This window comes from Flexivirga caeni, assembly GCF_003724155.1.
In the GTDB taxonomy this organism is placed as follows: domain Bacteria; phylum Actinomycetota; class Actinomycetes; order Actinomycetales; family Dermatophilaceae; genus Flexivirga; species Flexivirga caeni.
The window spans coordinates 262,706-284,302 of record NZ_RJJQ01000002.1; the positions used below are offsets into that span (position 1 = coordinate 262,706).

Below are 21,597 nucleotides of genomic sequence, written 5' to 3' on the forward strand. Positions count from 1 at the left end.
TGTGAGCCCGAGTGTCGTCACCCTGACCTATGCACCCGCGGCCGGGGTCGACGTGGAGCACCTGGTCGCGGTTGCGGCAGCGATCAGGGGCATCTTCGACAGCGGACCGCTGTATGAGGACGTGAGGATCATCGGCGATACGGTGCGGTTCACAGTGCGTTTCGCGCGATGGCCGGAATACGGCGCGGCCAATCTGGCGCGAGGGCTCGTCGGTCGAGCGTTGAGTGAGGCAGGCGTCGCCGGCCGGCTCGTCGAGGTTGCCTGCGCCGAGACCTGACGCCCCAAATTTGTCAGGTCAGGACCAGCGCGACGAGTAGCCCGGCGACCAGCCACGGCCCGAACGCGACCCGGTCACGCAGTCCGCGTCGGGTTAGCACCGCCCACGCTACGCACAGGAGCGGGCCGGCCAGGAACGACCACCACACCGTGGCCAGGCCATGGAACCCGGCGACGAGGCCGACAACACCGGCGAGCTTGACATCGCCGAACCCGATCGACCCGCCGCTGACCAGGTGCAGTGCGAAATAGATTGCGAATCCGGCGAACCCGCACCCTAACGCCCGCAGGAGGACCGGTGGATCGATGGCGGCCAGAGCGACTATCGCAACCAGGGTGAACCCGGCCACCGGCAGCAGCACCCGATCGGGAAGCCTCCGAACATCGATGTCGACCGCCGCCAGCCACGGCCCCGCCGCCAACAGTGGAGTCGCCACAAGCAGGGACCGCCACTGGTTGGGCATCGCGCACCACGACACCAGGGCCGCCGCCAGTGCGCTGACCGGCGGCACCCACCGCGTACTCGAGGGCAGCGGCCGATCCGCCTCTGAGGGTCGGCGGTAGCGCAGGGAGGCCAGGTTGCGACGGGTCAGCACGCCGAGCAACACCGCGGCGATGGTGTAGGCGGTGACGGTGGCGCTGGCGAGGGGCACGAGTTCGACGCTACCCACCGATGGGCGATCCCGTCCGGGTCATTCACAGCCCCTCGCATCAGCTCATCGGCGGGGGCCGTCGCGGCCGCGGTCGAGGGGTGTTGCGGGCCGGCGTCGCTGCTGCTCGGCGCCGGAGAGTGTCGCGGTGCTAGCGGCGACCGGTGCCCCCGGCGGCTGCAACAGGTCGAGCTTGGCGACGAGGCGGTAGCGCAGGTCCTGGGCAGGCAACTGACCGAGCGGCTGCGCACCAACGAGTTCGCGTACCGCGGCCGCGACATCGTGGCCCTGGGCGGTGGCCTCGTCGAGCATCATCGCCAACGCCTTCCAATCGCTTTGTTCGACCAGCCGGGGATCCACGCTGTCGGCGAACTCTGCCCACCGGATCTGCGCGTCTTTGGATTTGGCCTGGATGCGTTTCTTGGTGTCTTGTGCCTGGTCCCTGCCGTCCTGGGCAGCCTTGCGCGGGTCGTCGGTGAATGCTCGAGCGGCAGAGAGGACCTCTTGCTGTGCGCGGCGGGTGCTGACCTTGAGCCGGTTGCTCACCTGCGCGATGCCCGACTCCCAGAACCGAGCCGGCCGGGCGGCGATGATCTTCGCGGCGGTGGAAAGTGCCTGGGCCGCAGGCAGGTTGGTCAGGCGCTCCTGCAGCAGTGTTTCGGCCAACGGGACGCGGTCGAAGAGCATTCCGTGCAGTCGCTCGGGGCCGAAAGCTCCGGCGAGTTCGGCGGGGTCGAAACCGGCTGGGAACAGGGCTTGTTCGGAATCCATCCCGTGCTGGGCGAGCAGCCAGAAGTCACGCTCGGCGGCCACCTGGCCGCCGGCGTCGGCGTCCGTGGCCACGACCGGGTTGCGGCCGAGGCGTGCCAGCTGGTCGGCTTGTTCTTCGGTCAGCGAAGTGCCCAACGGCGCGACGCCCACGCAGTCGTCCGTCGAGACGGTGACGGCGATCGCGTCCATGGGCCCTTCAACCAGGACAGGCGTGGCGCCCGCGGCGAGTCGGTACGTGCCGGCGACGTACAACTGCTCGCCCTTGACGAAGAGCGCCGTTTCGGCCGTGTTGAGGTACTTCGGTCCAGCCTTGTCCTCGTCGGTCAGATCTGGGTGCCGGCGGCCGACGAAGCCGAGGACGACGTCGGGTCCCCCGAACGGGACGGGCTGGAAGTCCCTCCACCCGTCGCGTCGGTGGATGATCGGCATGACCAAGCGGTTGACGAACCGGTCACGCAGTCGACCCTGCTGGTTGTAGATGGCGACGTTCGCGGCGATCATCTCCTGGTCGGTCACGCCCTGGGCGCGCAGGTGCGTGATGAGGGTGTCCCAACCGGGCGGTGCGAAACCGGGCCGGAGCTCGAGGTCGCCGACCAGGTTGACGCCGAACCGGTCCCGCAGGTGCTGTGCAGCCCATGAGTCGGGCAACGACTTCTCGTAGAACTGCAGGGTGAGCTCGTTGATCTGCGCGATGCGATCGGGAGTGACCTGGCTTTCCAGGATGCGGTTGGCCCGCTCGGATGCCTGCTCGAGTTGACGCTCGGACGGTTCGAGGGGACCCATGGCGTCGCGACGGAGCGCGGCGAACGCCAAACCCTGTGCGGGTTCCGCCTCTGGGGTGGGGCCACCCCGGTCGAGTTCGATCGGTTCGGTGTCGCCCAGGTCGAGATCCCACGGCATGTCGTCGTCGCTGGGCGGCGGCGCGTCGACGACATATTCCGGTACCGGGTCGGCGCTTTCGGTGATCTGTCCATCGGTGACGGGCTGCTCGGCCGCCCAGGCATCCTCGGGGGGCTGCTCGTAGTCGCGCTCGTCGTAGCGGTCCTCGTCGGGGATGGGGTCCATGGCCACCTGCACCCGCCACAGCAGCGCCTGGCACCAGTCGACGTCGATGTCGTGCAGCTGGTCGGGTACTCCGGACAGCAGCGCCTGGACCGTCCAACCGCGTTGGATGGCGTGGTCGACCGCGGCGACGAGGGCCGGCCAGGAGGTGCTCGCGCGCACCTGCGCTGCGCGATCGGGGCCGAGCAGATCGGGCAGTTTGTCCGACCAGTCCGTCGTCAGCGACTCGTCGGCGCCAGTGGTGGTGGCAGCCCCGAGATGTGCTGAGATGCGCCACCACAGGGCCGCGGCCGCGTGGTCGTCGGGCAGCACGCCTTCCTCGGCGGCGCGGTGCAGCACCGCCCGGGCGGGGACGCCCGCGCGGGACATGGAGGCCAGGTGTTCGGCCAGGACGGGTGCGTAGCTGTCGCGCAGCACCTGCGGTGCGATCTGGCGCAACAATGGCGCCCACTCATCGGTGGCGGGGGAGCGGCCACCGAGTGCACGGTGGTGCAATCCGGATTGCCAGCGGGCGACGGCCTTTTGGAGTTGCTGCGGACCGGTCGGGCGACGGTCGTCCGGGTCGACGTGCATGGCGGCGCGCCATACCGCGACCTCTGCCACGACCGCGTCGGTCGGGCGGGCGGCGCCGGCGGGCACCCAGTTGGGTGCCGTGGGATCGTGCGCGGCCGCATCGCCGACGACGGATGCGCGATCGCGGACCAGTTGGTCACGGGCGGTCAGATAGGGACCCCACTCTTTGTGCGTGACCAGGGCCTTCGGGACCGCCGGAATCCACGGCAGCGGGCCTTGCCCGGCATCGCGCAGCCCGGATGGGTCCAGGCGCCAGTCCAGCACGGCGGCCACATCGTCGGCGGTCGTGAGCTCGCGGCGGGCGGCGGCAGCCTGAAGAGTGTCGATCGGATCCTTACCCGATGCGCCGATCAGGATCAGGTGTGCGCGCAGCGCTGGCCAGGCCGGTTCATTGGTCACTCCGGGAACGGCCCGTTCGGCGCCTGCCTCCAGCGCGGAGACGGCGGGCTCGCCGAGCAGGTCCTCGGCCGCGAAGTAGAGCGCGTCCTGGTATCGGGAGGCGGCGGCACCCAGCAGCTCGGCCGGGTCCGCGGCGTCGCGCAGCAGCGTGGTCGCCGAGCGTGCGGACCCGTCGTTGGCGACCATCGCCTCCAGTTCGTCGGTGGCCGTGGGCGGCACCACCAGGTCGGGGTGCACCACCGAGTGCGGGTCGCCGTCGGATGCGACCTGCAGGTACAGGTGGTTGGCGCGGCGGGCGCGCGATAGGGCGGTGTACAGCTCCTGGCGGGTCTCCTCCCCGGAGAACAGCCCGTGGCAGGTGTCAGAGGTGGCGCCCTGGGCGGCGTTGGTGGTGGTGGCGTAGCCCAGCTCGACGGATGCGGCGACGTAGTCGGCCGGCACTGTTACGTGCAGGTTGGCGTCGAGCCGGCGCAGCCTCAGGCTGCCGGTGCGGGTGATCTTCTCCAGGGTCCACCGGTCGCCGTTCTTGACCCAGTCGCTGGAGCTGACCCGCAAGTCGCGGCGGTTGGCCCGTGTGATCAGCACGTCGCCGATGCTGGCGTCGTTGCCGTCGGCCAGGTGGACGGTGCGCGCCCGGGCTCGAGGATTCGTGCCGCCCTCGTCGGCCAGCCGGTGGGCGCGGGCTCGTTGGTTGAGTTGGCTGACCAGGTCGCGGGTGGGGGCGAGCATGATCGCGTCCAGGCCGGCCGTGCGGTCGGTGGCCCAGGCGGTGAATACGGCCTCGGTCATGGTGGCCATGTCACCGACGTGGACCCGGCCGTGGTCCAGGTAGTACCCCAGGCCCTCGGGTTTGCCAGCGCGCAGGGCGAGGCTTGCCGCCCCTTCGGCGACGTTGACGGTGCCGTCGGCGTTGACGAACCGGTGCAGTTCGCTGAGCTGGAGCGCGCCGTGGGTGGCTTGGATGTCCCGCAGTACGCCGCCGGCGCCGATCGCGGACAGCTGTTGGTCATCGCCGATGAGCCGGACGCTGCCGCCTTTGCTGAGGATGTAGCTGACGGCGCGGTCGAGGGAGAGGGTGTCGGCGGTGCCTGCTTCGTCGATGACCACGAGCGTGGTGTTGTCGATGTGCTTGACCCAGTCGGGCAGGATCCCCTTCTGCAGGGAGTCGGTCAGTTTCGCCAGCGTGTCGGTCTGCACACCGATCTCGCCGTGCAGGATCTTCGCGGCACCGGCCCGCGGGGCCAGTCCGACGACGGTGCCTCCACCATTGGCCCAGGCGGTGGTGAGGGCCTTCATCGCGGTGGTCTTGCCGCTGCCGGCGGGGGCGATCGCCAGCTGCACTCGGCGGCCGGACATCGCCATTTCTCGTACGAGGGTGACCTGCCCGGCGTTCAGGTCCGGGCCGTTGGCGGACTGCTCGAGCAGGGCAAGGTCGACGTCGTTGGCCGCGACCCGCATGCCGTCGACGCGGCCGGCCGCACTGACGAGGCGCTCTTCGGCGTCCAGTACGTCGCGCGAGGTGAACATCGTCGCACCCGCGACGTCGTACACGCTGGTGCCGTCCCGCCGACACAACTTGGCGGGTTCGGTGAGGTCGTCGACCGGGCGGGCAAGGTTGATCGACCGCTCTGTGAGGACCGTCGCGACCAGTGCGTCGACGGTCGGCTCGATCAGTTCACCGGGCAGGTTGGCGGCGCGCACCTGGCGCTGCGCCTCGGCGCGCACATGCCATGTCTGCCAGTGAGCCCGACGATTCTGCAGGTTGTCGACGATCCGATCGGCAGTGCTCGCCACCCATGCCGGGGTGATCTGCTCGGCTTCCTTGGCTGAAGGCGACAGTGCGGTCCGGATCATCTGAGTCAGCTTTTTCTCGCCGCCGAGGACCGCGATGGCGTCCGCCCGCCAGGTCCGTCGCTGCTCGCCGATGCTGCGCGGCTCGTGCTTGGCCTCACGTGTTTCAAGGGTGGCCTGCTGCGCCAGCTGCAAGGCCTCGACCGGCGACGGCGGCCGGTTGTGGGTGCGTTGGAACTGGGCGGCCAACTCGTTGCGGCGCACGTCGATGCGGGCACGGCGGGTGGACCACGCATTGTTGAGCTGTGCGTCGACGCCGACGATCTCGCGGATGGGTCGCTTGCGTGTGTCGGTGCCCGCTCGTTCCTCGAATTGCACGCCGAGGCGTTGCCGCAGGTACTTCTCCAACGCGGTGTTGTACGTCTCGGAGATGCTGACCATTGCCTTGAACAGCACCCTGCCGTCGATGCTGAGCCAGCGACCGTCGTCGGTCTGCACCTTGTTGGCGATGGCGATGTGGCTGTGCAGGTCTGGGTCGCCAGCCCGGCTGTCGCGGTGCGTGAACGCCGTGGCCACCATCCCTTGCACGTCGACCTGGCGGACGCCGTTGGTGCCGGTGCGGCTGTACAAGGCGTGCGTCTCCAGGAAGCGCAGCGCGTCGGCGACCGCGTCGTGATGGGCTTGTTCGATGATCGCGGCGACGGGGGTATCGGCTACCGCCCAGAGCGTCGACACGGATTTCACCGGGGAGAAAGTGACGTCATACCCGGCGACGGCGCGGGTCTGCGGGCGGGAGTGTTTGGCGACGGTGGCGGCGAGTTCGCGGGCGTCTTCGGGCTGGCGGCCATGCTCGCGCTGGAAGACCTCGCGGGCAACTTCGGTGCGGATGGTCGCGCGCTGTTCGGGGGTGAGCGGTGCATCCCGCTTGAGCCCCTCTCGCTCGTTGAGGTCGCCCATCCGCTCGGCGACTTCTTTGCGGAAGTCGCTGATGTCGTTGTCGTAGACCTTGAACGGCGACCCCAGCCGGGTGATCGCCTCATAGTCCTGCTTTTTCAGGTCGGGGCCGGCGAGGTTCGCCTTCCGCTGCGCGGCCAGCGGGTGATGGCCCGAACCGAAGAGCGCCTGCATCTGTTCGGCGGTCACCGTGTCGCCGGCGGACAACCCATCGATCCCGGTCATGCCGGAGCCGACCCACTTGCCGGGCGTTTCGCCTCGCTCGGTGTAGTAGCTCGCCAGACCCGTATAGCCCTTCTCGGTGCTGTCCATCGCAGCGACTTGCCGGGTCAGGTAGTCGTACCCGGACCCGGCAGTCAGCTTGTGGACGCTGGCGGTCATGCCGTGACGAGCTCCCGCAGTCGCCGGCCAATCGCGGCCGCGTAGACCTCGCGAACGGTGGCCGCGGCGATGAATGCCCGGCGTCCCGCGTCACACCGGCCGTGCACTCGAGCAGGGTGAATGGCGATCAGGACGTGGACGTGCAGCTGGCGGGATGAGCAATCGGGCACGCATCCGCCCGGCGCCCGGTCGAAGGCTGGTATGCCGACCGCGTCAAGTGCATCGTTGGCCGCCATACGGTGGGCATCGAGGACTTGGGACCGCACGGACTGGTCGACCAGTGACGACAGGACGCCGACGCTCGGATCGGCGAAAAAGGTGACATTGACCCCTCGCGGGTCCTGTCGGGATCGAAGAACCACGTTTGCCATGTCCGCCGCAAGTCGCGGGCGTCGACCCCGCGCTCAATGGTTGAAAAATCAAGCACCGAGAATGCAAGAGGTGTGTGGGACTTGAGATTGGGGGCGGTGGAGGGGGAACGGGCGTGGTCTGCGTGATCGGGTGACGGTGGTCGGGGGCGGTCGGGGCGGGATTGACGAGTGCGAGGTGAGCGTGGGGGGCGCTGATGGGTCTTGTGTGCGGTTGAAAGGTGATCGGAGTCGAGAGATGAAGGTGGTCGGCGATGAGCGGTGGTCAGTCGGTGCGTCAGCAGGCGCGGCGTGCGGCGATGGCGGCGCAGACGAAACGCAAGAAGGAGGCCGAAGCGCAGGATCGCCGTCGCCGTGACCTGGCGGTCAAGGTGATGATCGGGTTGAAGGAGCGCGACGCCTGCGAGCTGGACGCGGCGCGTGCGCTGCGTCGGCTGGTGGAGGACGAGAAGCTGACGATGAAGGAGGCGATCCAGTGGTGCGGAGGGGAGTTGACCGTCAGTCAGGGGTCGCGGCTGAAGGCATTGGCGGCCGACGCGGCCGGTGTCGGTGCGACCGATGACGATGCAGCGGTGATGCCGGGGCCGCACCGGCATCACCCGAGGACGGGTCATGAGGTGAGGTGGCGCGATGGCCGGGCGACGCATTGACCCGGCAGGGCTGGCGGGCTTCGCGGCGGCGTTGGGTGATGTCGAGGTGGTGCGGCGGTACGCCACGAAGGTGGTGCGGGTGCCCGGGAGCGACTGCCTGTGGTGGACGGGCGCGGTCAGTGGCCGGGGTCACGGGCGATTTTGGTTCGCGGATGGTCGGTGCATCGTCGCGCACCGGTTCGCCTTCGGCTTACAACGCGGCGTCCAGGAGCTCGAGGACGCCAGGGTACTGGGGCATCGCTGTGACAACCCGCTGTGCCAGCGAGTCGCGCCCGGACATGTGGTGGTCTCTTCGGCCCAGGAGAACCGGCGCGAGTGGGCACACCGCAAGGAGGTGGCCGGGTCGCCGTTGGGCGATCCGCGTGGCGCGCGGCGAAGGGCGCGGGCGTTGCGTGACATGGCGCGTCGGGATCCGCGCGAGGTCGCGGCCGAGCTTGACCGGCTGCGCCGGTTGTATGGCGAGCAGATGCAGTTGCCGCTGGGCTGACGGCGCACGCAGCAGGGGACCTGCGAGTTGCTGGTCCCCTGCTGGATGCGAGTGTGCGCGCTGGATGCTCAGGTGCGCAGGCAGGCGACGATCTCGGCGGTGTTAGCGATGCCGGTGAGGGCCGCGCTGAGGGCGCGTCCGGTGCGGGGAGTGACGGTCAGCTGGTCCCCCTCGATGCGGATGACGACGCGCACTGGTGGGGCGTCGCGGTCCACTGCGGCGGTGATGAGCGTGCCGTTGCCGTCGTGGAACATCACGGACTCGCCGAGGACGAGGATGCCATCGGGGTGCGCGGTGGGGTCGGGTGCAGTCATGAGGTGGGCTCCTTCTCGAGTCGGATCAGATCAATGCCTTTGCACGTGTAGGGGACAGGCAGACGTCGCACCGCGTCGTCGGGTTCGTCGCTGGCCACCTCGCTGAGGAAGGGCTCCACGGTCGTCCGGACGGCGGCGGTTGACGGTCCGGCGACCCATTGCAGGCTCATGTAGCCGTAGCCAGTGCCCCGGCTACAGACCAGGTGGAACCGGGTGTGCGGGTGCGCTGCGCGCAGGGCACGCCGGATCAGCTTGGCTGTTTCGACGGGGGTCAGCTTTCGCGGTGGTCGCGGCGGCAAGACGATCGGTTGCTCCATGACGGGTATCTCCTTCGTGAGGGCCGGGGCGGTGTGGCGTATACGTCCGCACCGCCCCGGCGTGGTCGTTGCGCGGGGCGTCAGGCGGCAGGGTGACCGGACGCAGCCGGGGTGGCTTTGCGGGTCGCCGGCCGGGCCCGCTTCTTGGCGGCGGGCTTGTCAAGGCCGGCCGCGCGCTTCTCGACGTCGGCCAGCTCGTACCCGTTCGCCGCGAGGAACGCCAGGTATCGGGCAGGCCCGGACTGGACGCTGCGCCAGGTGTGTTCGCTCATCTGCGCCTCGTACGCCGCGCAGCAATGCCCGACGGCGATCAGCAGCGCGCGACCGTCGGTGACGTTCTCCACTGACTTGGCGCGGTCACTGCGCATGCGCGTCTTGCCACCGTGCAGCAGTTCATCCACCACGCCAGGAGTGCGGTAGTCGGTTAGCGCGCTGGCGTGACCGGCGAGGGTGGCCGCGACGAACACGGCGCTGCCCTTCGGCGCCGTCTTGCGCGTGAGGAACTTGCGCACCCAGGCGGCACGGACGGTCTGCGCCGACTTCCATGCCTTGTTCGACTCGATGACGTCCCGACGTTCCGCGCGGGCCGCTGCGCGCTCCTTCTCGGTCATGTCCGCGAGCTTCTTCTTGCCGCTCCCGCCTCTGCCGAAGCGGTCGGCATGACCATTGGCCTTCGCGGCGGTGCAGACGTAGGTCGCACTGGTCACGTACGCGCCCCGCTCGTCATCGTCGGCGGTGTCCCCGGCCGATGCACCCCACTGCCAGCCGTACTCGACATAGGCGGCGTGCCCGGGGCACTCGCGGTGCGTCTCGGGGGTGAGTTGCTTGCCCTGGCCGTCAGCGAGCCGAGTGAGGCGCTGGATCGTCTTGTCGTCCCATGCCGGGGGCTCGATCACGGTCACGCCTTCGGCGGTCAACTGCTCGGCCAGGGCGGCGATGGCCTGCCGCTCCGTGCGCTTGTCGCGCTGGCGCTGCAGTTCGTGCTCGAAGCCGGTACCTGCCTCGGCGGCAACGGTCAGGGCCTTGAGAGCCTCCTTGTCCTGCTCGAACTCCGCCAGCCCTGCGGCCTGCTCCAAGGTGAGGAAGTCCCAGCGCGCCGCAGCCTTGGTGGCCAGCTCCGACTCGGCGACCTTGAGACCGGCGTCAATCTCTGGGCGCTTGTAGCCGGTCTTCTTGGCGATCTGCGCGGCGGACAGGCCGAACCCGGCGAGCTGTTCGAACCCCTTGGCACGATCAGCGGCGGTCATGTCCGTCCGGTGGTAGTTGGCCGACATCTGGTCGATGATCCGGTCCGCGTCCTCACGGCGGTGTGTCGCGTAGGCCGGGATCGTTGGCGTCTTGGCCTCAATCGCGGCCAGAGTCCGGAGTTGCCCGTCGACCACGACATATTGGCCGTCTCTATCGAAGTAGCCGACCACCGGAACGATGACGCCGCGCTCTCGGATGCTGGCGACGAAGTCCTTGGAGAGCTTGACATCCGCGCGAACGTTCGCACCGATCTTCACGGTGCGCGGATCGATGTCGACAGTCATGGCTGCGGTCACCGATTCATCCGTCGCACTTGCGGCTGCGACGTCGCTGGCGGTCGTCGTGGCGGTGGTGGTGGCGGTGTTCTTGCTGGTCATGCGAACCTCCGTAGAGTAGAAAAAGTGGATACGTGTATCCTCGTCGGATCGGCGCCGCTGCGGGCGACGGGTTTGGGTGCTGTGGATATCCGGGTGCGCGCGGGCCAGCTGTGCGCGGAGGCGGTCGGCGCGTCCGGTAGGTCCCCGCGGCGGCCGCGACGTACCGTCAAGGCAGCACACGGCCCGCCGGCGATGCACCGGGAAGGGTGTTAGGACGAAGGGGCAACGGTTTGGTCGACGACCGAGAACTCGTGCCCACGACGGTGTACTGGGATCGGCCCACCTGGGATCGGGCGCGAGCGGCATACATGGCCGACCTGGACACGGTGGATTCGTCAACGGCAGCGTTCTTGTGGTGGCTGCACCGCTGCCTCGAGGTGCACGCGGACCTGTCGCCCGAAGCGAGAGACCGCATCCGCCGGCAGCACCCCGGCCCGGCTTGGGGGACAGGGCACGGCTTCAGCCGGATGCACACACTGCGCCCGGATTTGCTGCGCCGGATCGACGATGCGATCGTGCGTGATCGGCGCGACTTGGGGCAGATGGTGAGCGTGTCCCAGTTCTGCCGTGAAGCAGCCAGAGCCGCTGCTGACGCAGCCGAGGAACGTCTGGGGCGTGACCTTCCGCCGGCGCCGGCGCGGCTGCTGAACAACCCGCGCCGCCGGCAGCGCGACTGAGTGCTCGAAGCGGCGCTTCGGCTTGCGCCGGCGGTGGCACTGCCTCCAAGCTCAAGGGGCAGGACCGGGCGGTCGAACGACACCACACCCCTGGTGGTGCGCGAGTCGTCTTCCCCTGGACGGACGCGACGCTCCCGCCCGGTCCTGCTCGCATCTCTCCGCAAATACGGCGGCTGCCAGTGAGCGTGTAGCCGCCGGAACTCCCTTCGGGCAGTCAGGGACCGACCTACGGACCCGGATATGCCAGGAGGGCGCGTTGAAGACATCTACTTGGGCTCGACTATTGACCACCGCCGGCCTCGCCACCGTCGTGTGCGCCGCCCCGGCGGCCGCGGCTCGCGCCGACACCGGAGGGAGCAGCAGCCAGCAGGTCGGCGCGTTGCGCGGTCCCAGTGCCGCACAGGCCCGCATGCTCGCACCGGCGACACCCACCTACTTCGGTTTCAAGACCCAGACCGTCCACTCGCCCAAGGGCGGATCCCACAGCATCTGGTTCGGGCGCATGAACTACGGAGGCATCCTCGTGCTGTGCATCGACGGGGAGCTGCTGGCGCCGTCGTCGTCCCCCTCCAAACCGATCAGTCGCACCTCTCAGGTACGGCTGGCGGGGTTGCTGTCGCGCTATCTGAACAGCACCGACCGGGTAACTGTCGGGGCACTGTCCTACATCTCCCGCCAGCTGCTCGATCCAGGATGGTCGTTCGACCAGAAGGCGTTTACGACCCTCAGGCCGGCTGACCAAGCAGCGATCAAGGCCCGCGTGCGTCAACTCAACGCCGAGGCCGCGGCATTCTCCGGTTCCTACAAGCCGGTCGTCACCAACACCTTGGGAACCCCGGACGTATCCGGAGCCGTCCGCTCCGGAACGGCCTCGCTGGGCCTGGCCGCCGCCGGCGGCGCACTCGTTCCCGGGGTGACGTTCAAGGCACGCATCACCGGCAACGCACAGTTCACCCTCGGCCTGAAGCACGTCGGTTCCACAGCCGCGCGCACCGGGGTCAACCAGACCGTCTTCGGCCAGACCAAGTCGGCCGCCACGCTGCTGCCGTGGGCTGGCACCCCACAGGCGAAGAACGGAGATCCGGTCACCATCAGCGGGGCCTTCTCCGGAGTGCCGGCGTCCGCCTACTACGAATACGACTCACCGCGGGCCGGCGAGCAGCGGGTGATCGGAGCGGCACCTACCGGGACCGCGGCCGGGACATCGCCCACCGTGAAGCTCAAGGTCACCACGCCGAAGGCCTCCACCGTGGTGGCCACCCAGGAATGGACTGCCGGAGCGAAGATCGTCGACGTCCTCACCACCGAAGGCCTCAACGCGTCCACCGTCGACGTCACCGCCCGGGCTCTCGTTGCACCGAAACCGGCCGACCTGGGCTCCTGCGCTCAGTTCGGGGCCAGTCAGTGGGCGACCGCGGTCAAGGACGGCACAGCCAAGGTGGTCGCGACCGCGAAGGTGACAGGGCAGCCCGCCAATGCCGACATCAAGGTGCCCCTCTCCCTCAGCCGGGACATACCGGCCGGCGCATGGTGTGGGTCGATCGACGAGAAGGTGTTCACGAACGGCGTTCACGTCATGCCGATGAGCAACGGACAAGCGCCGTTGTCCGGGACGCCCCTTGTCGCCACCGCGCTCGGCGACCCGCACGAGTGGGGCTCGATGACGGTCTCCGCTAAGCCAACCCCGACCGCGACCCCGACTCCGAGCTCCAGCTCGACCCCGGCACCCACGACGAGCAGCACCCAGCCGGTCATCCCGACGGACCAGGCGACGCACGGCATGAACGGTGTCGGCATGGCCGCGGGCGCCGGCTTCGGCAGATCGCTATTCGCGGTACCGGATGAAGTTGGCTGCCGGGCAGCGCGACGCCCTCGACGACCTCATCGAACAGCATCGCTTCAACGAGCGGGAATCCTGATGCCATTCGCTCAGCTGGGAATCTCTGCCGAGGCACACGAAACACACGGGCTCCGCCTGATCTGGGCCGAAGTCGAAAGGGTCGCCGAGCGATGAAAGAGAACAAGTCCCTACGCTCGCCGTTGGCACTGGTGGCCGCCGGCATGATGACCATGGCCGTAGCCGCAGCCGGGCTGATGTTGACCAGCCGTGCGGGACCACCTGCTCTCGCGGCACCGGTCGCCTCGGCATTCCAAACCGCCGACAACCAGCCCGCGCCGACCGTTGGGCGGTCGAGCTCGACCGCCAGCCGCTCCTCGAGCCCCCAGGGCAGGGCAGCCAACACGAGCACTGCGAACGCACCCCGACGGCATTCGTCCGAGTCGACACCGGCCGACCGGAAACCGTCCACCACGCAGGCCGCCGCCCGCGCGGCAACCTCGTCGACAGCGTCGCCGCAACCGAGGACGCCGAGCACGCCGAGCAAGGAGTCGTCGACGGCGGCGGCAATGGCCCCGAACCAGGTGTGGATCCCGTCAGTGAACACAAGAGTCGCCATCGTCGCCGAAGGCCAGTCGGGCGGCCTGGCCGCCATACCCTCCACCCCGGGTCGTGTCGGCTGGATGGACTGGACACCGTCGCTGGGCGCGCCAGCCGGGACTGTCGTCATCGCGGGCCACGTCACCTTCAACAACGTGCCCGGGTCCTTCTATCGGCTGCCGAACATCAAACCCGGCGCCGTCGTCTACACCTCCAACGGTGCCGGCACCGTGCAGGCATGGAGGGTGCAATCGGCCAATGCCTACCCCAAAGGAAAGTTGCCCGCCTCGGTCTGGAGCTCCACCGGTCCACGACGCCTGGCGCTGATCACCTGCACCGGCAATATCGGCCTGGTCCCGAAGCAAGGGGGCTACGCACACCTGGACAACCTGGTCGTGCTGGCCGCGCCGGTCGCCACCCGATGAACCCAGACGGTGCCGGTGAACACTTGGCTCACCCTCTACCACCACACCAGTGAGGAGGCGGCCCGCGCGATCCTGACCTCGGGGCGGATGGAGTCGTCCGCGCCAGTCGACATGCCGTACGCGTTCTTTTCCACCCGACGGCACGGGATCGCCGCAGGCGCAGGCGGGTACGGGACGGCCGCCGTGGAGGTGCGCGTCCCGGCAGAACTCGCCCACGAGGACGCGGTCTACCTCTCAGGCGAGAGATTCATGAAGGTGCGGCTCGATCAGCTGCGGCCGGAGTTTTTCATCCGGACCCACCTTCCTGAACCCGATCCACCGGCGCCGACCACCGAGGAGAAGGCGAAGTTCGTCCTCGCTGCGATCGACCAGGCCGTGACGGCCGCGGCCGTCGACGTCACACAACTTCGGCCGACGCTGCGACGCCTCAGTCGACTGCCCAGCCAGGGATCCGACGTGGTCGCCGCAGTAGCCGCAGGGCTGCGGTGTGCCCCGGATGCTGCCAGCATCCAGCACGCCGTGCGGGAGCTCGCCGGCCGGCAGCGCGGTGCTGGTGCAGCCGCTGCGGCACGAGAGGTCACCGGCGGCCAGCGTGTAAGCCGGCGGCGGTCGGCGACTCCGGGCGATGTACCCACCGTCGCGTCTCCCCGCAGGTAACGGGCGCGCTCGGTCTCACCGCGGCTCGCCGGACAAGAACGAGTGGTCTGCGGTCCCCGATCGGCGAAGGTAATACTCGCTGTCGCGTCCGCCGGCCCGTACGTGCCGGTCAAGGGATCGCTGCGGGTCATGCAGCTCGGGCCAAGGGGCCGGCCGCGCGGCGTCCCGGCCGGCTACGACGCAGCGTTGCTGCTCGAGCAGGCCGTCCAGCCGGTCGACGTGCTGCTGCCAGGCGTCGCGCTCGGCGCATGCCACGTCCAAGTCCAGCTCCAGCGCCCGGGTGCGACCGGGCGCACGGTCCACGTCCACCTGGTGCACCCGGTCGGCGAAGTCGTCGCGCGAGGCGAAGTCGCGCACGATCTCGGCCGCAAGCTGTACCACGACGCACGCGGTGGCATCGGGCGCACGCTCGGAGCCAGACACCGTGGTGGTGACGCGGCGCACGTTGTGCGACCAAGCGTGCGCGTGGTCGCCGTCGCAGATGCGCAGGGCGTTCTCCACTGCCATCGGGGCGATGCTGCAAATGGTCACCCCGTGCACGCGCAATGGTTCGGCGAGTGGCACGGCGCTGCACCGGTCCGGGGGCATTGTCGGAAGGCCGGGCAGCACGGCCACGCGCTGCCCGGTCGCCACTGTAGGCCAGCCGGATCCTTCTGGAGCCAGCGTGAGCCACCCGGTCAGGCGCGGGTACTGCAGCAAGTAGCCGAGGCCCCCGGCAATGGGCGGGCTGTTTTCGACGCGGCTGATCTGCCAGGCCGGGGCGAGTGGTGAAGTAGGCACGTCGGACCGCCTTTCTGGTTGGGAGACCGCAAGATTCGCCCGAACGACACCGGGAGCACACCGGCTCTTCGAACCCCAGTGGACAACGCCGAGTGACCCCCGGCGCTTGTGGATATGCCCAGCTGAGGGTTTCGTCCACAACCTCCGTTGAGGACCTGTCGGGTGTCGGCGGCCGGGGCTACCGTAATGCCACTAGTGCAATTACGTCAGTGAATCGAAGTTCGCCCCGCGCGTGAAGACGGTGACGGCGGCCTCGGGTGAATGGAAAACAGTCAGCGAGCAGGAAGAAGGCACAGACGATGGGAGCAGCACCGGCCATCGGGCGAGGGCGGCGAACCAACGGCGCGATCGGGACACCCGCTGAACCGATAGCGGTCGACTCGGTGCTGGATCTGTTCACCCACACCGACGACCCGGAGCGAAAGCTCCCAGTGGTCATCGTCTCCATCGCCTGGAATGCGTCGCGACACGGCGTGCCACCGCGCCGACTCGCCAGCGAGCTGGCAGGCAGGGCGACCGTGTGGGTGCTGGCCGACGCGGCAGCCTCACGTCTTCTGGATGGCCGCGAGGACCTGGCCACATACGGCGGGGCAGTGCGGGTCGTCGGCGCCGACGGCTGGAGTGCAGTCATCCGCACCAACAAAGCGCCCGGCGATCCCGCTATCAACCGCGTCAAGGACGCGGTCGCAACGGCGCTGAGCACCGCGGGTAGGCCGGCCAGCCGGCCAACGCTCCGTCTTGCGAACGAGCCACACACCGCCGCAGCCGGCGATGATGGCGAGGTCGATGATGGCGAGGTCTGGGTTCACATCGAGCAGCTGCAGGCCTCGGTGCTGGCGCTTCAACGGCAGGTCGACGAGCTGCGCGCCCAGGAGCCGGACACAACGCTCGAGCAATCCGAGCCGACCCTGACCACTCGGCTCTTCGCCGACGACGCCGACCAGCTGCGCCACGATCTGCAGCAAACGTGGCTGCGTCAGGTGCCGGAGTGCGATCGCTCTGCCAACTGCCTGCGCGGTTATCGGCTCGGCGACCGATTCCTGGACGGGCTGAAGACGGTCACCGCGCCACGAGATCGCGTCCTCACCGTCCTCGTCGACGTTCTCACTCGCCGTGCGTACTCCATGCCGGCCCGGGCAGTCCACCCGCACGGAACCCATCGGGGCGGGCCGCAGCTGACACGCGACGACGGCGGCCGCGCATACCGGGCAACCGTGAAGGACGGCACCCCCGGTGCGCTTCTCCGTACTTACGGCGTGTCGTCACGGGCGCCGCCGCGCTCTGATTCCGCAGCGACCGCCGGCCTGGACCCACTTCGCGTTTTGCCGCCCAAGGAACGCGGGGTTACTATTTGCGTATGCATGCAGATACGCACCTTCCGGTGTGGGGTGACGATGTGGTGGATCTCGCGGTTGAGGTTTTGCGGGTTTTGGCCGATCCGACCCGTTTGCAGCTGGCGGGGCTGCTGCTGGATGAAGAGGAGTCTGTGTCCGATCTGGCGGCCGCGCTCGGTAAGCCAGGTCCGGCGGTCTCGCAGCACCTGGCCAAGATGCGGATGGCCCGGTTGGTCACCACGCGTAAGCAGGGCACTTCGGTGCTCTACCGGGTGGAAAACGGGCATGTCCGGCAGCTGGTGATCGACACCATCGGCCACGTCGAACACCTGCTAGACAACGTACCGGCTCACCACCGCGCTACCGGCGCAGTGTCATGAACCGCCCCCACCCTCACTCCCACGATCATGACCACGCTCACGGGCATGGGCTCGACCACGGCCACGAGCATTCTGGTGGTTGGTGGGCTCGTATTCGGCACGCGGTGTCCGATCTGCTCGGTGGGCATTCCCATGACACGGCCGAGCAGGTTGACGAGGCGCTGGAAGCTGACGCGCGTGGCAGGCGGGCGCTGTGGCTGAGCCTGGCCGCGTTGGCGGTCACCGCTATCCTGCAAGGCGTCGTGGTGATCTTCACCGGGTCCATCGCGTTGCTCGGGGACACGCTGCACAACGTGGCCGATGCGGCAACTGCGATCCCGCTGCTCATCGCGTTCTGGCTGGCTAAGCGACCCGCGAACGACCGCTACACCTATGGATACGGGCGCGCCGAAGACCTGGCCGGGCTGTTCGTGGTCGCGATGATCACCCTGTCCAGTGTGCTTGCCGGATGGGAAGCCATCGACCGGCTGCTGAACCCGCACGCCGTGTCCCACCTGTGGGCTGTGGCCGCGGCCGGCGTCATCGGGTTCGCCGGCAACGAACTGGTCGCCCGGTACCGAATCCGTGTCGGCCGGCAGATCGGGTCCGCCGCTCTGGTAGCGGACGGGTTGCATGCCCGCACCGACGGGTTCACCTCCCTGGCGGTCGTTGTCGGCGCGGCCGGGGTGGCCGCCGGGCTGCCGTGGGCCGACCCCGTCATTGGATTGCTGATCGCGATCGCGATCCTCGGAGTGCTGCGGTCCGCGGTCAAGCAGGTTGGCGCCCGCCTGATGGATGCGGTCGACCCCGACCTGGTCGCCCGAGCCCGCACGGTCATGCTGGACACCGAGGGCGTTCTCGGGGTTCGGTCAGTGCGGTTGCGGTGGATCGGTCACACGCTGCACGCCGAAGCCGACGTCACCATCGCCGACGACATCTTCGTCGAAACCGCACACGACATCGCGCACCGCACCGAAGAACGCCTGACCACCCAGATCCCGCGACTCATTACGGCGCTGATTCACGTCAGCCCCATACAGTCGCACGCACCGGTCAGTTGAAACGGCTTGCCCGATCCGATTCAGATACCCCCAGGGGGTATATGATGACGGGCATGGACACCACGACGATCTCGAAACTGCCACGACGGTCCCTGCTCACACTGGTTACCGGAGCCACCGTGCTGGGGCTGGCGGCGTGCTCGGGCGGGTCCGGCAATCAGACCGCGACCGCTTCCGGCAGCGGGATGAGTCACACGCCGATGAGTTCCTCCTCGATGTCGACGGGTTCGTCTTCGATGCCAATGCATCACGGTGGCGGCGGCCCCGTGCCGGCGGGGATGACGGCAGCGGCCCACCCGAAGTACCCGGTCGGCAGCACGGTGATCCTGACTGCGAACCACATGGAAGGGATGGACGGTGCCCGCGCGACGGTGGTGGGCGCGTACTCGACCTTCACCTACGCGGTGAACTACACCCCCACCACCGGCGGGGCGATGGTCAAGGATCACAAGTGGGTGGTGCAGCAGGAGATCCGGGATGCCGGCACCCAGCGCTTGACCGATGGCAAGAAGGTGGTTCTGACCGCTGACCACATGCCCGGGGTGAGGGGTGCGACCGCGACGATCGCCAGTTCGACCGATCAGACCGTCTACGTCGTGGACTACACCGTCGGCGGTATGACGATGAAGAACCACAAGTGGGTCGGGCAGGACGAGATGAAGGCAGCCAAGTGAGCCGCCACGGTCGGGCCGCTGCGCGAATAGTCGTGGACGCGCGCCAACTGCGAGAGACCGTTGGCGCGGAACATGAGCTGACTTGAAACGGGGTGACGGGACGATGCTGGGCTGGGTGCTGGACGCGTTACGGATGGCCGGAATGATGGCCTGGCAGATCTGCTGGTCACTGATCCTTGGTTTCCTGCTCGCCTCGATCGTGCAGGCCGTGGTCCGGCGCGAGCAGGTGTCCCGCTTGCTGGGCGACGACCACCCCGGCACCCTGGTCAAGGCGACAGGTCTCGGCGTTGCGTCGTCGTCGTGCTCGTACGCCGCGGTCGCGCTGGCCCGGTCACTGTTCCGCAAGGGTGCCAGCTTCACCGCCGCGATGGTGTTCGAGATCGCCTCTACGAATTTGGTGGTCGAGCTGGGCATCATCCTGGCGCTGCTGCTGGGCTGGCAGTTCACGCTGGCCGAGTTCGTCGGTGGCCCGATCATCATCGTCCTGGTCGCTCTGGCGTTCCGGATCATGCTGCGGGACAGGCTGATCCGCGCCGCCCGCACCCAGGCCGATAAGGGGATCGCCGGGTCCATGGAGGGTCACGCCGGCATGGACATGTCCATCACCGGGGACGGGACCGTCTGGTCCCGGCTCGCGTCCCGGCGCGGCGTCACCTCGGTCAGCCACATCTTCGTGATGGAGTGGGCCGCGGTCGTGCGCGACATCCTCATCGGGCTACTGATCGCCGGTGCGGTCGCCGCCTGGGTGCCTGAGACCTTCTGGGCGCACCTGTTCCTGAACGGCCACCCGGTGCTCTCGGCGATCTGGGGGCCGATCATCGGCCCAATCATCGCGATCGCCAGCTTCGTATGCTCCATCGGCAACGTCCCACTGGCCGCGGTCCTGTGGAACGGGGGCATCAGCTTCGGCGGCGTCGTATCGTTCCTGTTCGCCGATCTGCTGATCCTGCCCATCCTAGCGATCTACCGGAAGTACTACGGGTGGGCGATGACGTTGCGGATCACCGGCATCTTCTATGCGTGCATGGTGCTGGCAGGGTATGCCGTCGAGATCATCTTCCAGCGCGCGCACCTGGTGCCCGATGCCGGGCACGCCTTCACCGGCGACGCCGGGATCAGCTGGAACTACACCACCTGGCTCAACATCGCCTTCCTGATCCTGGCGGCGCTGTTGTGTACACGGTTCGTGCGCACCGGCGGCATCAGCATGCTGCACATGATAGGAGGAAACCCTGGCACGTCCGACGCCGCCGCGACGAGCCACCGCCACCGCGGCCCCACCGACTAATGCGCCGTGGCGCTGGAACTCCGGGTCGGTGATCGGGTGGTACGGGCGGCCGCACAGGATGCCGAACGGCACCGCCTCGACGGGCGAGCCGCTGATTTCCGGCCGTGCCGACCGACGATCCACGCCCCTCGCAGAATCGGTTGTTTCTGAGAGGGTAGCGGCATGACGCTCCTGGCGATGAGCGTGCGTCGATCAAGCGGCCTGGCGGCATGACAGTCGGCGGCGGTCGGGCTATCTGGCGGCGGGCCCGGCAACGGGCGTATTCAGCGCGAGATGTGTTGGGGTATGCGGCGGATCATCCGATGCGCCGGGGCGTCGATTACCGCGAAGACTGCTGCGGTGGTTACGAGGCCGGCCACGGCGTCGATGGTGAAGTGATTGGCGGTCGCGATGACGGCAAGGTAGGTCAGTGCCGGGTATGTCATGGCCAGGGCGCGTACCCACCGACGGCGGGCCAGCGCGGCGATGACGAGCCCGTTCCATAGTGCCCACGCGCAGTGCAGGCTGGGCATCGCGGCGTACTGGTTGGAAGTGTCGGCGACGGTGGGTGTGGACCAGGATCCCCAGGTCGGGTACAGGTGGGAGATGTCGATGAAGCCGCTGCCCGGCAGCAGCCGCGGAGGCGCCATCGGGTACAGATAGAAGCAGGTCAGCGCGACGAGCGTGATCACAACCAGTGCTGTGCGCGCCCGCCGGTAGGAGTGCGGGTGCCGCCAGAACACCCAGGCCAGCACGATGACGGTCACTGGCAGGAACAGCCATGAGTAGTAGTCCTCGGCGAGATGGGCTGGTAGTGGGTGTGCCCCAAGTTCGTGGTTGAGGCGCAGGTCGAGGTTCCAGTGCAGCGATCTCTGCACGGTGTTGACGGCGGTTGCGAGGTGGACTCCGCGGGTGTGCTGGTCGGGTACGAGATTCCGCAACGACTCATACGCCGCGTCGATTCCGACCAGGATCACCACCTCCAGCGGCCATCGGCGGACGGCTCGATGGCTCCACGATGGTGGCATCCTGGGCGTCACCGGCCAGTGGGCTGGTCGGTCGGTGTTTCGGGTCTGCGGCATGGTGGGCGTATCGCTGTTGTGCGCAGGTGCGGTGGTGTCGGCAATGCGGTGGCGGGCCAGCAGTAGCCGTGCCCCGCCGAGGAACACCGCGACGAGCAGGATCAGGATGGCGGGCCTGCCCTCGGCGGAAGAGACAGTGACCGTGGTCGGCGGCCGTGCGGTCATGGGCGCCAGGTGGACCGGTGGGGCGGCCAGGCACCAGCACGCCGCCGGCCACGGCGACCGT

The 21,597-nt window shown here is 68.5% G+C and carries 20 protein-coding genes; 11 read left to right on the forward strand and 9 right to left on the reverse strand.

The genetic code is table 11. From position 1 onward, the window contains the following. Position 1 precedes the first annotated feature (1 nt). Positions 2-277: a hypothetical protein gene (locus EFY87_RS03665; protein WP_123270089.1), complete on the forward strand. Its 276-nt coding sequence runs from the start codon at positions 2-4 to the stop codon at positions 275-277. A gap of 13 nt (positions 278-290) precedes the next feature. Here EFY87_RS03665 and EFY87_RS03670 read toward each other — a convergent pair whose 3' ends face one another. From EFY87_RS03670 to EFY87_RS03680, 3 genes are all read right to left on the reverse strand, one after another. Next, the gene (locus EFY87_RS03670; RefSeq protein WP_148043235.1) at positions 291-929 is read right to left on the reverse strand and encodes a prepilin peptidase; all 639 of its coding nucleotides are present in this window, start codon (positions 927-929) and stop codon (positions 291-293) included. A 63-nt stretch (positions 930-992) separates the two neighbouring features. Next, positions 993-6,857 (reverse strand): MobF family relaxase, encoded by a 5,865-nt coding sequence (gene mobF / locus EFY87_RS03675; protein WP_123270091.1) that lies wholly within the window; start codon positions 6,855-6,857, stop codon positions 993-995. Then, positions 6,854-7,219 carry a hypothetical protein gene (locus EFY87_RS03680; RefSeq protein ID WP_148043236.1) on the reverse strand — a complete coding sequence of 122 codons (366 nt, stop codon included), beginning with the start codon at positions 7,217-7,219 and terminating at the stop codon, positions 6,854-6,856. Before EFY87_RS03680 ends, mobF begins: the two co-directional genes overlap by 4 nt. Before the next feature lie 260 nt (positions 7,220-7,479). Between EFY87_RS03680 and EFY87_RS03685 the strand changes: the two genes are divergently transcribed. Both EFY87_RS03685 and EFY87_RS03690 read left to right on the forward strand, forming a co-directional pair. Beyond that, complete coding sequence (locus EFY87_RS03685; RefSeq protein WP_123270093.1) at positions 7,480-7,875, forward strand: hypothetical protein; 396 nt, start codon at positions 7,480-7,482, stop codon at positions 7,873-7,875. Then, positions 7,856-8,362 carry a hypothetical protein gene (locus EFY87_RS03690; RefSeq protein WP_123270094.1) on the forward strand — a complete coding sequence of 169 codons (507 nt, stop codon included), beginning with the start codon at positions 7,856-7,858 and terminating at the stop codon, positions 8,360-8,362. Before EFY87_RS03685 ends, EFY87_RS03690 begins: the two co-directional genes overlap by 20 nt. A gap of 68 nt (positions 8,363-8,430) precedes the next feature. Here the strand turns inward: EFY87_RS03690 and EFY87_RS03695 are convergent, their stop codons facing one another. The 3 genes from EFY87_RS03695 to EFY87_RS03705 form a co-directional block, all read right to left on the reverse strand. Further along, positions 8,431-8,676 carry a hypothetical protein gene (locus tag EFY87_RS03695; protein ID WP_123270095.1) on the reverse strand — a complete coding sequence of 82 codons (246 nt, stop codon included), beginning with the start codon at positions 8,674-8,676 and terminating at the stop codon, positions 8,431-8,433. Continuing rightward, positions 8,673-8,993, reverse strand: a complete 321-nt coding sequence (locus EFY87_RS03700; protein WP_123270096.1) for an LPD29 domain-containing protein — start codon at positions 8,991-8,993, stop codon at positions 8,673-8,675. Before EFY87_RS03700 ends, EFY87_RS03695 begins: the two co-directional genes overlap by 4 nt. Positions 8,994-9,073: 80 nt before the next feature. Further along, a complete protein-coding gene (locus EFY87_RS03705; protein WP_158607493.1) occupies positions 9,074-10,618 on the reverse strand; it encodes a ParB/RepB/Spo0J family partition protein in 1,545 nt (514 codons plus the stop codon). Between the two features lie 251 nt (positions 10,619-10,869). Here EFY87_RS03705 and EFY87_RS03710 point away from each other — a divergent pair, with 251 nt between their 5' ends. The 4 genes from EFY87_RS03710 to EFY87_RS03725 all read left to right on the forward strand — a co-directional run bounded on the left by EFY87_RS03710 (position 10,870) and on the right by EFY87_RS03725 (position 14,814). Further along, positions 10,870-11,295: a hypothetical protein gene (locus EFY87_RS03710; RefSeq protein ID WP_158607494.1), complete on the forward strand. Its 426-nt coding sequence runs from the start codon at positions 10,870-10,872 to the stop codon at positions 11,293-11,295. 256 nt (positions 11,296-11,551) lie between these two features. Continuing rightward, a complete protein-coding gene (locus EFY87_RS03715; RefSeq protein ID WP_148043237.1) occupies positions 11,552-13,309 on the forward strand; it encodes a hypothetical protein in 1,758 nt (585 codons plus the stop codon). Then, on the forward strand, positions 13,306-14,157 hold the full coding sequence (locus EFY87_RS03720; RefSeq protein WP_123270100.1) for a class F sortase: 852 nt from the start codon (positions 13,306-13,308) through the stop codon (positions 14,155-14,157). The genes EFY87_RS03715 and EFY87_RS03720 overlap by 4 nt, the downstream gene beginning before the upstream one ends. Positions 14,158-14,172: 15 nt before the next feature. Continuing rightward, the gene (locus tag EFY87_RS03725) at positions 14,173-14,814 is read left to right on the forward strand and encodes a hypothetical protein (RefSeq protein WP_123270101.1); all 642 of its coding nucleotides are present in this window, start codon (positions 14,173-14,175) and stop codon (positions 14,812-14,814) included. Between the two features lie 15 nt (positions 14,815-14,829). On the opposite strand, the gene EFY87_RS03730 is transcribed toward EFY87_RS03725, so the two are convergent. Continuing rightward, a complete protein-coding gene (locus EFY87_RS03730) occupies positions 14,830-15,594 on the reverse strand; it encodes a hypothetical protein (protein WP_148043238.1) in 765 nt (254 codons plus the stop codon). 545 nt (positions 15,595-16,139) lie between these two features. Further along, the gene (locus tag EFY87_RS03735; RefSeq protein ID WP_148043239.1) at positions 16,140-16,547 is read right to left on the reverse strand and encodes a hypothetical protein; all 408 of its coding nucleotides are present in this window, start codon (positions 16,545-16,547) and stop codon (positions 16,140-16,142) included. A 404-nt stretch (positions 16,548-16,951) separates the two neighbouring features. On the opposite strand from EFY87_RS03735, the gene EFY87_RS03740 reads away from it, so the two are divergent. The 4 genes from EFY87_RS03740 (at position 16,952) to EFY87_RS03755 (ending at position 20,310) form a co-directional block, all read left to right on the forward strand. After that, positions 16,952-17,308 carry an ArsR/SmtB family transcription factor gene (locus tag EFY87_RS03740; protein WP_123270104.1) on the forward strand — a complete coding sequence of 119 codons (357 nt, stop codon included), beginning with the start codon at positions 16,952-16,954 and terminating at the stop codon, positions 17,306-17,308. A 104-nt stretch (positions 17,309-17,412) separates the two neighbouring features. Then, positions 17,413-18,348 carry a cation diffusion facilitator family transporter gene (locus EFY87_RS03745; protein ID WP_245988379.1) on the forward strand — a complete coding sequence of 312 codons (936 nt, stop codon included), beginning with the start codon at positions 17,413-17,415 and terminating at the stop codon, positions 18,346-18,348. Between the two features lie 53 nt (positions 18,349-18,401). Next, positions 18,402-19,022 (forward strand): YdhK family protein, encoded by a 621-nt coding sequence (locus tag EFY87_RS03750; protein ID WP_181445430.1) that lies wholly within the window; start codon positions 18,402-18,404, stop codon positions 19,020-19,022. Positions 19,023-19,104: 82 nt separating this feature from the next. Continuing rightward, the gene (locus EFY87_RS03755; RefSeq protein ID WP_220093483.1) at positions 19,105-20,310 is read left to right on the forward strand and encodes a permease; all 1,206 of its coding nucleotides are present in this window, start codon (positions 19,105-19,107) and stop codon (positions 20,308-20,310) included. 263 nt (positions 20,311-20,573) lie between these two features. Here the strand turns inward: EFY87_RS03755 and EFY87_RS03760 are convergent, their stop codons facing one another. Beyond that, entirely contained in the window at positions 20,574-21,536 is a 963-nt protein-coding gene (locus EFY87_RS03760; RefSeq protein ID WP_123270108.1) for a phosphatase PAP2 family protein, read from the reverse strand. Positions 21,537-21,597: the final 61 nt, after the last annotated feature.

Bases quoted from the DNA above. Each gene is read 5' to 3' on its own strand.
- mobF (WP_123270091.1), bottom strand. From the start codon at position 6,857: ATGACCGCCAGCGTCCACAAGCTGACTGCCGGGTCCGGGTACGACTAC.
- EFY87_RS03685 (WP_123270093.1), top strand. From the start codon at position 7,480: ATGAGCGGTGGTCAGTCGGTGCGTCAGCAGGCGCGGCGTGCGGCGATG.
- EFY87_RS03690 (WP_123270094.1), top strand. From the start codon at position 7,856: ATGGCCGGGCGACGCATTGACCCGGCAGGGCTGGCGGGCTTCGCGGCG.
- EFY87_RS03695 (WP_123270095.1), bottom strand. From the start codon at position 8,676: ATGACTGCACCCGACCCCACCGCGCACCCCGATGGCATCCTCGTCCTC.
- EFY87_RS03700 (WP_123270096.1), bottom strand. From the start codon at position 8,993: ATGGAGCAACCGATCGTCTTGCCGCCGCGACCACCGCGAAAGCTGACC.
- EFY87_RS03705 (WP_158607493.1), bottom strand. From the start codon at position 10,618: ATGACCAGCAAGAACACCGCCACCACCACCGCCACGACGACCGCCAGC.
- EFY87_RS03720 (WP_123270100.1), top strand. From the start codon at position 13,306: ATGAAAGAGAACAAGTCCCTACGCTCGCCGTTGGCACTGGTGGCCGCC.
- EFY87_RS03740 (WP_123270104.1), top strand. From the start codon at position 16,952: ATGCATGCAGATACGCACCTTCCGGTGTGGGGTGACGATGTGGTGGAT.
- EFY87_RS03750 (WP_181445430.1), top strand. From the start codon at position 18,402: ATGGACACCACGACGATCTCGAAACTGCCACGACGGTCCCTGCTCACA.
- EFY87_RS03760 (WP_123270108.1), bottom strand. From the start codon at position 21,536: ATGACCGCACGGCCGCCGACCACGGTCACTGTCTCTTCCGCCGAGGGC.